We start from the raw sequence: 13,463 nt of genomic DNA, 5'->3' as shown, positions 1-13,463 counted from the left end.
CTTGCGCAAGGCTGCCGAGCGCTCCATCAGTGGCCTCTGGAACACAATTGGGCGCGTCCTCAAACTCTTCACGCCAAACGAATGCCAGAACTATTTCGCCGCCGCTGGATACGATGCAACATGATCGGATTCCGATCTAGTGAGAGAGCTCGACGAACGAGCGCTTGAAACCTACCGGAATGACATCACAAGACTCCATGGTGGCTCAGCCAGCCGAAAGGGCCTAGCATATATGAAGGCTGCGCTGAGTTGGGCACGCAAGTTCCACTCAGCCGACGCTGGCCTCGTCAGAACTGGCAGGTGGTGGCGTGACGTAGCAGCGCTCCATGTCGAGAAGAAGAGGTCCCGAAATCCTACTCTTGAAGACCTTGCGATGACAATCGCTCTTGCCGAGACTGCGCGCCGCCTTCCGGGCCGAAAGATCCAGTCCGAGGTGAGTGAGGCAACGCTGGCCTCGCTCTGGCTTCTGATTTTCACTGCGCATCGCCGCGAGGCTGTCGTGTCGGTCCAGCGGGGCGAATTTATCGATGATGTACGGGCTGGCAACGGATGGGGCATCCTATACCGACCTCGCACAGCCATGAAGGGGAAACGCGAACACGTGCTGCCGATTCCCCCCTCTGCAATGGCCGTTTTGCGTCCCCTGCTAATGACCTCGAGCGACTCAGAATGGCTATTTCCCGCCGCGCGCCGCGCCCGTGATGGAAGCCAGATACATTTGCATGCATCGGCCATCAATAAGCTGTTGGAGCGGCTACGTGGTGGCGACCAGAAGAGCCGCGCGGCCGGATCGCCTGACCTAATGACTCTCGCGGGTGTCTCGGTGCCAGATTGGTCGCCGCACGACGTTAGACGAACGTTTGCGACACTGGTCGAAGACTGGACAACTCGCGGAGATGCAGTCTCAGCAGTACTTGATCACGAAGGGGTTGGCAAAGAGGCGGAGTCGCATGGAGCGGCAGCGATCACGCGAACGGCGTACAGTCAGTCGCAACGCCTTCTGCTCAAGAGAATTGCAATGGAACCTTGGTGCGACGCGATCGTGGCGGCCGTGGAAGCCGCGCGACCTTTGGCGACCCAGATCGTCGCGAGCGTGCGCATTACCGAATAAGTTAGCTAGCATTCGAAAAAAATCTTTTCCAGCGACATACACAGAACAGTCTTTCCAACGCTCGAAAAAATGGACCCGCCACCAAACCAACTGTAAATCATCAACTCACCAGCCATCAAAACGTCGGTTTCAGCACATTCGTAAAAATGCGCGGCATAACTGCCGCCTATCCACTGGCTTTCCACCGTCGTTCATTGTTAGATGAGGCGTGTCTGTCAACCTATCTAGTTAGAATGGCGACGCAGCAAAATCCGCAAAGGAAACATTTTTGACACGTTTCAATCGGCCAAAGGCCAAAGCGTAATAGCTTTTAATGCAGCCTAACTACGCGCGATTTGATCCGGGAAATGTCACGGATATCCGTGGGGTCCAAATTGAGGCTTGCAAAGAAGTCAGTCGCCATTTCGCTCAAGGCAGCTCCTGCACGACTCTCAAATAGAACTAGAGGCTAATAGCTGACGTATTCTGCCAAATAGCCGGAGTACGAAGTTCGTTTGCCTTAAGATCCAGATGTAAACACGAAGCCGAAGCTCGTAACTGGCCGATTGAAACCAAACGTGGAACCATGTATCATCTCCCGCTGAGTATTGCTTCATCGCTACGTAGGCATGGCCATGACTTATCGCTTATGTATTCCTACGTTTTTTTTCTTGCTAGGGGCGTGGGGTTTAGCACCTGCTCAGTCCCTGGACGGACCGGGAATTGCGTATTTCGAGAAAGGTAAAACTTACTTCGACGCTTCGGACTTTTATTCGGCAGAGATGCTATTCCGTGAAGGAGTTCGCCTAGAACCGAACAACTCGCTTGGACTTTTTTATTTAGGGAAGTCGATAATTGCGCTTCGTCCAAAGGATCAGGAGGCGCTAGAAGTGTTCCGCAAGGTACATAACTTGTCACCTCAATCCTCCGAAGGGACGGAAGCCTTTTTGCAAATCAAACGGCTTGAGACAATATTCTCTGCAGAGCGCCAAAAGCAAGCTGAAGTACAAAAATTGAGAAATATGGAAGTCAGCAGCTTTGAAGGGCTGGCGAGTCAGTGCTTCTCCGGGATCTCCACGACGAACAATGTGTCCCCTGGCCATTTTTGCGTCTGTTTCGGAACGTTTGAAAAGGGCAAAGATTTGAGGTCAGATCGGCTTTCATTCAAGGCTTCATATAATGGACAAGCCTGGTCGGGGAACTATTTTCAAAGATGGCATATGTTGACTGAGGGCGTTGCCACTAATTTTTACTACAATAGAAATGTAATAAATATACATACTAACACAGGCCCGGACGGTTATAATCGAAATTCCTATTATTGGTCGACGATCAGGAATCAAACAATAAAGCTTCGCATTGAAGAATTGGTCAATTATATGCCTTATATATGGATGGATCCTCGCGAAAGGGTATTGATGACCGACCAGGGGCGAATGAAGAAAGGATGCAGCAAATGAAATGCTATGTTTCCGTTCTCGCCTTAGTGACGGCAATATGTTCTTGCCTTCTTAATCAGCCAGCCCGAGCACTCGAACCTGATCTTAGGCCCGAGATTGGAACCGAAAACCACTGCAAGCAGATCGTTCAGGGGGGTGACACTTCTGAAATTGATGTATGGATGTGCGTGGTCAGGAGGGGCGGCGTAACTATCTTGACGGGCGACCTGTTGGTCGCAATCGCCAACAAGACAGAAACCCGAAAAGACATAGATATTTCCTGTACCACAACGTTTACGCCCTCTATGGATTTCAAGAAATCCACACTATCCAGCGGTGGGTTGCTTATGACTGTCACGGGCAAAAAGAAACACGACTACTACATAATTGAACCGCAATTGAACTCTGGGGACAGAAGTTCATGGATCAACTGGTCGCTCGACATATGTAGTTGGAAAGTCGAAGCGAGTAACGTGAAGACCGCGCCTCCCCCTCCGCTGACCGGCCTGGTAGTGGCGACGGAGTGTAGGGACAGCACCACGGGCTCTGTCGTTAGCTGTGGCTCGCGAGCGCCCGAATCCGGAATTTCAGGACTTCGACCGGAAAAGAGACCTGCAGAAGTTCAACGTGAAGAGCGGCCTCTAAAGCGGCTGGGGGACGGAAACAAAGTCGCGCCTGCAAATTGAGGTCCGATACGTCCGAATACCCGCCCCTTGAGTCCGGAAATGCGGTCGGCAGGCTTTTTCTGCGGCGGTCGTGTGGATCTGGTGCTAGGCTCGATTCCTTGTCAACACCACTCAATATTCCCTGCATTTCGGACTCTACAATGTATCCTGGTTACTTCTCCGGCATGATTTTCCAAGCGGACTTACTACCGGGATGTTCTGTCGCTGGGCCGGCATGCCGAGAGAGGTATGCGAGGCGAACGTGTCGCCAATGCTTATCGAATGGCGATTTTGAATGCTGCTGCGGCGAGCAACTCTTGCTAATAGCTTTTAATACTTAAAAATTATGTTAAAATTAGCTGGGCACTCGCCGTCCCTCATCGTGCAACTAAACCAACCCCTTCCAATGCCCAAACGCAAGATGAAGACAAATGGCGAAGGTTGATGAGAGAATCGGGCTTTAGCAGTCGTTTGTGCCGCGTCTGCTATAAGAAAAGTCCTCTAGGAGTAGGCCAGATGACAATAGCGATTTGCATTCTCTGCGGGACAAGGAAGATGGGGGCATGGAAAGTTTGCGAGGCTTGCAATCACGTGCCGCATGGAATTGACGAAGTAACTTGGTCTCTATTTTTATCTGAAGAAACAGTATCCCCAGAGAGTTTGGACTTGATCGGCCATTACATTGCGCGCAATGGCTGCAGGCCACCCATTGGTGACGACGAAGAAGCGGCTCTGGCTTTCCAAAGGGCCACCAAAGCAGTTCTATCTTCGGCCCGAGCTCTAGGCCGACAGGGTTTGTTAGAATCTCATGAAGTGCCTGCAAGTGCGGAGCTCCCTTCGCAGGGGCCAATACCAATAACGCTATCTCCGGAAGTGATTTCGGCTGTTGATGATTTCTGCGTGGGTATCAATCCACCGCCTCAACACAAAGATGCTATCGCATGGATCGTTGAAGAATGGCTTACAAACGAAGGGTATTTATCTAACCGCGGACCCCTCCATCGCCAGTAGGTCCGGGCCTCTGGCACCAATTTGCTGCCTTCTCCAGCGCTATATCGACCTCTTTCATCAAGGATGGGCAACCGGCACCTTTGATGCTGCGCCCGATCTTCTTTATCCGAGAAGCATTTCTACAGCCGGAGTAAAGAGTAGCTCCGCTCGTTACATTCTCCCGATTGAGGCGCTCCATATCGGCAATGGCAGATCTCACTACTTGGCACGCCTTGGGATCGTTCGCCCTTGGGCTGGAGCTTGTCGCACCTCGCACAACTTCGCATGTGCCGGACCACGTTACGCCCTTAACGACCAGTCTTGCGGTACATTTCGTTCCTGATATTGTAAATATAGTTGTAGTTACCGAATTGCCTGCAATTCGATAATGTATTCTTAACTCGTCGGAGCCAACGGGATCTAACCAGGTTTCCATTCCATGTGAGCGCGTCACACTGTTCTTGACGAGAGATAGCGGCGGAGATGCAGGCTTTCCGTCTACAAGTCCATCCATAGTAATTCCCACGGTTTTGATCACAAAATGCGAGGTATCCTTGTGACACTCCCCCGTGGCCGTCACACAAGCTGTCCCGCGTGTGACAAGTTCGGTGCCTGCATGTTCCTCAAAGAAGTCGTTGCTTGCGCCTTCGGCGAAAGTAGACCCCATTCCTATCGCTGGGCAGATGACAGCAATGGCAATCAAAAACCCTCGAACACAAAACACATCTTGCATGATGATTACCTCGCCTTAGTGAATAGGCGAATAGCCCCTGTCAAACGAAAAGCGGAGCCCTTCCAGACCCCGCTTCGCATGAAGGTCCGGCAAACCGGATTATTCGCAGTGCGAGTCCGAGCAAGCTGCTGCTGTTCCGGCTTTCACCGGTCGCCACGGGCGGGCGATAAGAGACGCGTGGCTAATATTGCAGGAGCGGAGCATCGTTGTGAGGCAGGCTGAGGGGAACTTTCGCCGGGATATAGATTGAGCGTATCGGAGCCGTCAGCATAGCGGCGCGTATATCGCGGGCGGTGGGAATTCGCGCATTCCGAACCGGATTCAAGGTAGCCGCAGGAGCTTCAACATAGTGCCGCCATGGGCGGGAAGCGGGATCGACTGCCTCCGGGGAGGAATTTCGCATGGCCAGCAACATCAAAGGATTCGCAATTTTACGAATCCATTTGCCGACTTCCTAACGAAGGAAGTCGGTACCAAGACGGTACAAATGCGAACCAAGGAGCAAACCAACGCCCAAGAAAATCAGCGCAACCGAAAATTTCTTTAAATTTCAGGCAGTTGAATGGTAGCGGAGGAGGGATTCGAACCCCCGACACAAGGATTATGATTCCTCTGCTCTAACCTACTGAGCTACTCCGCCAACCTTGGCTGAAAAGGCCATTTAAAAAAGCGCTTCCGGGTGAGAAGCGCTGTCTGGCCTTCAGGTGTCGGGCTTATAGGGCGGGCGGGGCTTTTGTGTCAAGCGTGAATGCTGGAAAAAATGGGAGATGTGAAAGACATCCCCCATTCTTCGGTCAAATACATGAAAATGTTGGGCTTTGTCGCGCGACCGCTCAGGCGGCAGCGGCGGCGAGAAGCGCTTTCAGGCGCGTCTCTGCGGCTTCCGCGCGTTCGGAGCGGGCGATGAAGCCGCCGCCATAGACGCGGGCGTCGGCGCCGGGCGCGGAATAGAGCGCGCAGGCCTGGCCGGGCGCGATCCCGTCTTCGCCGTCTTCAAGGTCCACACGAATCCCGTTCTCGTCGGCAACCAGCATGGCCGGGCGCGGCGGACGGGTGGAGCGCACCTTGGCGAAGCAGGCAAAGCCACCTTTGGCCGCCTCTTCCAGCGGCTGGTCGCCCAGCCAGTTCACGTCGCGCAGATAGATGCGATGCGTTTCCAGCGCTTCCTTCGGGCCGACGATGACGCGGCGCGAGCGGGCGTCGAGATAGACGACATAGAGCGGCTCGCCGGTGGCGACGCCCAGACCCTTGCGCTGGCCGATCGTGTAGTTGACGATGCCGTCATGCTTGCCGAGCACCCGGCCGTCGAGATGCACGATATCGCCCGACAAGGCGGCATCCGGCTTCAGCTTGGCGATGATGTCGGAATATTTACCCTGCGGCACGAAACAAATGTCCTGGCTGTCGGCCTTGTCGGCGACAATCAGGCCCATGTCGGAGGCAAGCGCCCGCGTTTCGGCCTTGGTCATGCCACCCAGCGGAAAGCGCAGATAATCGATCTGCTCCTGCGTGGTCGCGAAGAGGAAATAGCTCTGGTCGCGCTCGGCATCGATCGGCCGGTAGAGCGCGCGGCGATGCGGCGCGCCCGGCTGCGGGTTGGCATCCGAGCGGATGTAGTGGCCGGTCGCCAGCGCGTCCGCTCCGAGTTCCTTCGCGGTCTTCAGGAGATCGGCAAACTTGACGGTCTGGTTGCAGGCAACGCAGGGGATCGGGGTTTCGCCGGCGACATAGCTTTCGGCAAAGGGATTGATCACCGTTTCGCGGAAACGCGCTTCGTAATCAAGCACATAGTGCGCAATACCTAAACGTTCGCATACACGGCGCGCATCCTCGATATCCTGGCCCGCGCAGCAGGAGCCGGCGCGATGCACGGCGGCGCCATGATCGTAGAGCTGCAAGGTAATGCCGAAGACGTCATAGCCCTCGCGCTTCAATATGCCGGCGACAACGGACGAATCGACGCCGCCCGACATCGCAACGACGACGCGGGTGTCTTCCGGGCGCTTGTCGAAACCAAGGCTGTTCACGGTCTTCATCTGTCCAATCGAGATTTGCGCCCCAATGGGCGTCTTTCACGCGCTTTATATAGAAAGCGTTTTGCTCGTGCCAAGAAAAAAGGCTTGAGGCCATCTTTCTGGGCCTCCGCATCATGTCTTTTTTAACAATCTGCAGATTAATTTGATCACAGATACGCGTCCGGCAGCGGCCTGACCCAAAATTGAACAAAGCCTTTCAAAGGGGTTAGGCAATTTTTAAAAGTCCGACGTTAAAGTCGCGATATCTGGTCTTGTAGTGTTTGTAGAGAGTCCCATGACCGAATTGATACGACCCCGGGTAAAATATGTCATCGGCCCCGATGGCAGCCCATTGACGATTGCCGACCTGCCGCCCGCCAATACGCGGCGCTGGGTCATTCGCCGCAAGGCGGAAGTCGTCGCTGCCGTCCGCGGCGGCCTGTTGAGCCTGGAAGAAGCTTGCGAACGCTATACCCTGACCGTGGAAGAATTCCTGTCCTGGCAGTCCTCGATCAATGATCATGGTCTGGCCGGCCTGCGCACGACGCGCATCCAGCAATATCGTCACTGACCGTTCCCGTCCTTGACTAGACGAAACCGCCGCAACGCTCTGGCGCTGCGGCGGTTTTCGTTTGCGCTAAATATTTCGTCAGGCCGCCCGGCGGTATCGCTCGGCAATCACAATGCCGCCGAGAACCAGAACGAGCGAAATGATGTGATAGGGATGCAGCGGCTCGCCGATCAGCCCGATCGAGAGCAGCATGCCGAAGATCGGCACGAGATTGATGAAGAGCCCGGCCCGGTTCGAACCGATGATCTCCACGCCGCGCACGAAAAGGATCTGCGCGAAGAGCGAGGGGAAGATGGCGATGAAGGCGACGACGCCCCAGCCATAGGCATCCGGAAACTGCGCCGCACCGCTCGCCCATTCATAGATAGCCAGCGGAACCGCCGCGATCATCGCGCCCGCCGCCGTCGCCGCCATCATGCTTTTCCAGTGCAGGTCGGGCTTGAAGCGCAGGCCGACGGTGTAGGCGGCGTAGACGAGAACGGCAAAGAGCATCAGCAGGTCGCCGAAATTGAGCTGAAGGCCGAGAAGCGTGCGAAGATCGCCATTGGCCGCCGTCAGCGCAATGCCGCAGAGCGTCAGCATGAAGCCGACCACCTGCCCGCCCGTCACGGCCATGCGGAAGATGAGAAAATTGGCGACGAAGATGACGAAGGGCATGCCGGCCTGCTCGATCACGGCATTGATCGCGCTGGTATAGTGAAGGGCGCTGTAAAGCAGCACGTTGAAACCGGTAAAGCCGGTCGCCCCCATGAGGAACAGATAGAGCCCATTTCTGCGGATGATCGGCCAGTCCTTGCGGATCTGCGGCATGGAAACCGAAAGGATCAGGCAGAGCGCAATGATCCAGCGCAGCAGCGTCAGCATGAAGGGGCTGGCATGGCCCACAGCCATCTTGCCGGCAACCGCGTTGCCGCCCCAGATCAATGCAGTTGCCAGCAGGAAGAGGTAGGCCTTGCCCGTCGCAGGCTTCAGATCGGTCATGATTCCATGCTTTGTTTGCCGGGGATTACCAAAGATGTGCGTTTTAGCCGCGCCTTTGCCGCATTGTCACGCAAAAAGCCTTGATAGATTGATCATTTCGGGGTCGATTTTAAGAGATTGACACAGTATAGATGCGCGGGTTTGGCCAAGACGCGGGCTCCGCTTCGCGTAAGAGTATAGGATTGAGTGAAGATGACGAATGTGGTGGTCGTAGGGTCGCAGTGGGGCGATGAAGGCAAGGGCAAGATTGTCGACTGGCTTTCCGAGCGCGCCGATGTGGTCGTACGCTATCAGGGCGGCCATAATGCCGGGCATACGCTCGTCATCGATGGCGTCAGCTACAAGCTGTCGCTGCTTCCCTCCGGCGTCGTGCGCCCGGGCAAGATGGCCGTCATCGGCAATGGCGTCGTCGTCGATCCTCATGCGCTGATCGCCGAAATCGGCCGTCTGGAGGCGCAGGGCGTCAAGGTCACGACCGAAAACCTCAAGATCGCCGACAATGCCACGCTGATCCTGTCGCTCCACCGCGAGCTGGACGGGATGCGCGAAGACGCCGCCTCCAATTCCGGCACCAAGATCGGCACCACGCGCCGCGGCATCGGCCCGGCCTATGAAGACAAGGTCGGCCGCCGCGCCATCCGCGTCATGGATCTCGCCAACACGGAATCGCTCTCCGGCAAGGTCGACCGCATTCTGACGCATCACAATGCACTGCGTCGCGGCTTCGGCGTGCCGGAAATCGCGCATGAAACGATCATGAAGGAACTCACGGACATTGCCGATCGCGTCCTGCCCTTCATGGACACGGTCTGGAGCTATCTCGACAAGGAGCGCCGCCGCGGCGCGCGCATCCTGTTTGAAGGCGCGCAAGGCTCGCTGCTCGATATCGACCACGGCACCTATCCCTTCGTCACCTCGTCCAACACGGTCGCCGGTCAGGCCGCTGCCGGCTCGGGCATGGGTCCGGGCGCACTCGGCTACATTCTCGGCATCACCAAGGCCTACACGACCCGCGTCGGCGAAGGCCCCTTCCCGACCGAACTCACCGACGAAGTCGGCCAGTTCCTCGGCGAGCGCGGCCATGAATTCGGCACGGTGACGGGCCGCAAGCGCCGTTGCGGCTGGTTCGACGCAGCGCTGGTGCGCCAGTCGGTCGCCACCAACGGCATTTCGGGCATCGCGCTCACCAAGCTCGACGTTCTCGACGGTCTCGACGAGATCAAGATCTGCGTCGGCTACACGCTCGACGGCAAGGAACTGGAACACCTGCCGGCAAGCCAGGGCGACCAAGCCCGCGTCGAGCCGATCTACATCACGCTCGAAGGCTGGAAGGACTCCACCGTCGGCGCTCGCAAATGGGCCGATCTTCCGGCACAGGCGATCAAATATGTGCGCCAGGTCGAGGAACTGATCGGCGCCCCGGTCGCGCTGCTCTCCACCAGCCCGGAACGCGACGACACCATCCTGGTGACCGATCCCTTCGAGGATTGAGACCGGGAAACAAGGGCGGCCTCAAAGGGGCCGCCAAAGACATTGCCAGCACTGGCGGCGGGACACGGCGACTGGCGCATGAGGATTGGAACCTGCGCTGAAAAGCGTTAAGCAGGCAGCTTGCTGATAGAAAGGCGAGAAACCTTATATGGCAGATTTCATTGCGGTCATCCGCAGAGCGGTTGATGGACTGTCGGACAATACGCCGGAAATGCGTATCAGGGTCTATGACAGAGCCCGCTCGGCGGTACAGCGCCAGCTCGACAACATGAAGCCGCGCCCGGCGGACGATGTCATCGCACGCCAGCTTGAGAAGCTGGACGAAGCCATCGCCACCATCGAGCGTGAATTTTCCGGTGCGCCAGCCGCCGAGGCGGCGGCACCCGAGCCGAGCTTTGTCGAAGAGGTCGCTCCGCCACCGCCTGCCCCGCCGGAGCCAGAGCCCGTACCGGAACCGGTTCACGAGCCCGAACCGGAGCCCGCCCCCCGCTATGTCGCGCCCGAACCCGTGGCACCGGAGCCGCCGGCCTTCCTGAAGCGCGAACCGGCGCCCGCCGTCGTGGAGCGAGTGGAGCCGAAGCCGGTACCCGTTTACGAGCCGAAGCCCGAACCGAAATTCGAACCCGCGCCGACGCCGATCCACGCCGAGCCCGTTCATGTCGAGCCAGCCCCGATCGAGCAGGCCGCCGACGAGCCGGAAGACGCTCCCGATGTCGTCGAAGACGACACGATGCCGCCACCGGCAGCCGAGACCGACACGTCCTGGCAGCGCGACCGCTTTGACGAGCCACTGGGCAGGCGCGAGCCGCAGCGTCCGGTAGACCTCGAGTGGGAGCCTCCCGTTGAACCTTTGCGCCGCGAAACCGCCTTTGGTTCAGGCTCGGCCTTTGGCTTCGACCCGACGCCGGCCCCTCGCCCTGCCGAGCCCGTAACCGATCCGTGGACGCCGGTCGTCACCGACAATCCGTTCCATGAGCCGGCGGAGATCTTCACGCCGAAGACGGCGCCGGAACCGGTCGCCAGACGCGACGATCCCTTCAGCACCGAAAAGCCGAAGGCTGCGAACGAGCAGAAGTCCTGGTGGGACGAGGTTGAGGCGGCGCCCGTTCCGCCGATGCCGTCGGCCATGCCCTCTTCAACCGCCCGCGAGGCAAGCTGGGACACGTTCGAAGCCTTTGTCGGCGAACGCTCGACCGGCAAGCCCGTCGCCGAAGCAACACCCGCCAAGCCGCCGCGCGGCCGTGACGGCATGTCGATCGGCCAGCAGGAACCGCCGCGCGAAATCGCCAGCGAAGCACCGGCACGGGAAGAGCGCGAAGGACGCGGCAAGCTCATTGCCGGCATCGCCGCAGCACTCATCCTTCTTGGCGGCGCCGGCTATGCGGGCTGGCGCTTCAGCGATTCCATCCTCGGCCTTGTCAACGGCACCTCCTCGACCAGCAGCCAGACGGCCAGCAAGTCGCAGCCGGCCACCGGCCAGCAGTCACCCGCCACGGCAACCCAGCCGGCTGGCGGCACGACCGCGCCGGCAGCGACGCCCGCCGTCACCGGTCCGCAGAAATTCACCCAGCGCCTGATGGCGGATGGGTCGGAAACGGATAGCGGCACGTCGGGAGAACAGGTCGCCAGCGCAGCACAGGCCGAAGGCAAGTCGGTCGCCAACCAGAACGAAAAGCCGCCGGCTCAGCCGACGCCCGCGCAGACGCCTGCGGCGCAGCAGCCTGCAACCACGACGCCGGCAGCAACCACGCAGACCGATACGGCAAGCAGCCAGCAGTCAGCCCCCGTGAAGATGTTCCTCTATGAGGAGCGTCTGGGCCAGGCGTCCCCCACCGCGCTTGAGGGCACGGTGACATGGTCGGTCAAGCCGGACGATCAGGACGGCAAGAAGGGGAAGATGATCCAGGGCGACATCTCCGTCCCCGGCCGCAAGATGTCGGCCATCTTCACGCTGCGCAAGAACAACGACCCGACTCTGCCGGCCAGCCACATCATCGAACTGACCTTCTCGCTTCCGAAGGAATTCGAAGGCCGCGGCATCGAAAGCGTGCTGCGCATCTCGATGAAGGACAAGGAACAGGAACAGGGCGATCCGCTGGTCGCCGTGCCCGCCAAGATCACCGACTATTTCCACATGATCGCACTGAACGCCTTTGCGGATGCGGTGAAGACCAACCTGAACCTCCTGAAGTCCCGCGACTGGATGGATGTACCGGTCACCTATTCCAACGGCCGCCGCGCGCTGCTGACCTTGCAGAAGGGCCCGGACGGACAGCGCGTGTTCGACGAGGTCATCTCAAGCTGGCAGGCGAGCGGCGATGGCGCGGCCCCTGCTCCCGCGACACCGCCGGCCCAGTAAGGCCAGCGGCTCGCCGTCACGGCGCACCTGAAGACAACAAAAGACCGGCGGAAGCATGCTTCCGCCGGTCTTTTCAGTTCATTCAGTGGCTTGTCCCGATCAGGCCTCGACGACGCGCAGCGCGGAGGCCTGCTCCAGCGCGATCTTGCGGACGGCTTCCTGGACCTTTTCGAAGGCGCGGACCTCGATCTGGCGCACGCGCTCGCGCGACACGTCGAATTCGGCCGACAGTTCTTCGAGCGTGACCGGATCTTCCGTCAGGCGGCGCGCTTCGAAAATCCGGCGCTCGCGTTCGTTCAGGACCTTGAGCGCACGCGAGAGCATGGACTTGCGGGCATCCAGTTCGTCCTGCTCGATGAGCACGGCTTCCTGGCTTTCATGATCGTCGGTGAGCCAATCCTGCCACTGGCCGGAATCGCCATCGGCCGACTTGATCGGCGCGTTAAGCGACGCATCGCCGGACAGGCGACGGTTCATCGAGATCACGTCTTCTTCCGGCACGCCGAGCTTGGTGGCGATTTCCTTCACCTGCTCCGGCTTCAGATCGCCTTCTTCGATCGCCTGCAGACGACCCTTGAGGCGGCGCAGGTTGAAGAACAGGCGCTTCTGGTTGGCGGTGGTACCCATCTTCACGAGCGACCACGAGCGCAGGATATATTCCTGGATCGAGGCCTTGATCCACCACATGGCATAGGTCGCCAGACGGAAGCCCTTTTCGGGGTCGAACTTCTTGACGGCCTGCATGAGGCCGACATTGCCCTCGGAAATGACTTCACCGATCGGCAGGCCATAGCCGCGATAGCCCATGGCAATCTTCGCCACGAGGCGCAGATGGCTGGTCACGAGCTGATGGGCGGCCTTGCGGTCGTCATGTTCCTGATAGCGCTTGGCGAGCATGTATTCCTGCTGCGGCTCAAGCATGGGAAACTTGCGGACTTCGTCCAGATAACGGTTGAGGCCACCTTCGCCGGCGGCAATGGACGGTAATGATGTACGGGCCATAAAGCACCCCTCTCTTTTAAGGTTCGGCTTCCCTCAGGCAAGCCGCATGCGGAAACAGTCCTCTGCCCAAGGCCCCATTTCCGGATGTGAAATCAAATAAGTCTGGAATGAGACAGTTTCAAGGATC

Annotated in this window: 8 protein-coding genes, 1 tRNA gene and 1 pseudogene; 6 read left to right on the top strand and 4 right to left on the bottom strand. The window is 58.3% G+C overall.

Going from position 1 to position 13,463, the window contains the following annotated elements:
* The 3 genes and pseudogenes from LQK84_RS14730 to LQK84_RS14720 all read left to right on the top strand — a co-directional run.
* Positions 1-124: pseudogene (locus LQK84_RS14730) on the top strand (IS630 family transposase); the annotation flags it as partial.
* Between the two features lie 249 nt (positions 125-373).
* Positions 374-1,111 (top strand): tyrosine-type recombinase/integrase, encoded by a 738-nt coding sequence (locus LQK84_RS14725; protein ID WP_230829472.1) that lies wholly within the window; start codon positions 374-376, stop codon positions 1,109-1,111.
* A gap of 608 nt (positions 1,112-1,719) precedes the next feature.
* Positions 1,720-2,550 (top strand): tetratricopeptide repeat protein, encoded by an 831-nt coding sequence (locus LQK84_RS14720; RefSeq protein WP_230829471.1) that lies wholly within the window; start codon positions 1,720-1,722, stop codon positions 2,548-2,550.
* A 2,930-nt stretch (positions 2,551-5,480) separates the two neighbouring features.
* Here the strand turns inward: LQK84_RS14720 and LQK84_RS14715 are convergent.
* A tRNA-Met gene (locus LQK84_RS14715) sits at positions 5,481-5,557 on the bottom strand.
* A 193-nt stretch (positions 5,558-5,750) separates the two neighbouring features.
* Positions 5,751-6,953 carry a tRNA 2-thiouridine(34) synthase MnmA gene (gene mnmA / locus LQK84_RS14710; RefSeq protein ID WP_230829470.1) on the bottom strand — a complete coding sequence of 401 codons (1,203 nt, stop codon included), beginning with the start codon at positions 6,951-6,953 and terminating at the stop codon, positions 5,751-5,753.
* Positions 6,954-7,227: 274 nt separating this feature from the next.
* Between mnmA and sciP the strand changes: the two genes are divergently transcribed.
* On the top strand, positions 7,228-7,503 hold the full coding sequence (sciP, locus tag LQK84_RS14705) for a CtrA inhibitor SciP (protein ID WP_007769470.1): 276 nt from the start codon (positions 7,228-7,230) through the stop codon (positions 7,501-7,503).
* Between the two features lie 78 nt (positions 7,504-7,581).
* Here sciP and LQK84_RS14700 read toward each other — a convergent pair whose 3' ends face one another.
* Positions 7,582-8,484 carry a DMT family transporter gene (locus tag LQK84_RS14700; RefSeq protein WP_230829469.1) on the bottom strand — a complete coding sequence of 301 codons (903 nt, stop codon included), beginning with the start codon at positions 8,482-8,484 and terminating at the stop codon, positions 7,582-7,584.
* Positions 8,485-8,676: 192 nt separating this feature from the next.
* Here LQK84_RS14700 and LQK84_RS14695 point away from each other — a divergent pair, with 192 nt between their 5' ends.
* Both LQK84_RS14695 and LQK84_RS14690 read left to right on the top strand, forming a co-directional pair.
* On the top strand, positions 8,677-9,975 hold the full coding sequence (locus tag LQK84_RS14695; protein WP_230829468.1) for an adenylosuccinate synthase: 1,299 nt from the start codon (positions 8,677-8,679) through the stop codon (positions 9,973-9,975).
* A gap of 148 nt (positions 9,976-10,123) precedes the next feature.
* Positions 10,124-12,334, top strand: coding sequence for a hypothetical protein (locus LQK84_RS14690; RefSeq protein ID WP_230829467.1), 2,211 nt, complete (start codon positions 10,124-10,126; stop codon positions 12,332-12,334).
* 99 nt (positions 12,335-12,433) lie between these two features.
* Here the strand turns inward: LQK84_RS14690 and rpoH are convergent, their stop codons facing one another.
* Complete coding sequence (rpoH, locus tag LQK84_RS14685; protein ID WP_230829466.1) at positions 12,434-13,336, bottom strand: RNA polymerase sigma factor RpoH; 903 nt, start codon at positions 13,334-13,336, stop codon at positions 12,434-12,436.
* Positions 13,337-13,463: the final 127 nt, after the last annotated feature.

It is taken from the genome of Rhizobium sp. C4, assembly GCF_021026315.1.
Classification (GTDB): domain Bacteria; phylum Pseudomonadota; class Alphaproteobacteria; order Rhizobiales; family Rhizobiaceae; genus Ensifer_A.
The sequence above is the reverse complement of the archived record's forward strand: the minus strand, read 5'-3'. Positions and strand labels throughout refer to the sequence as shown.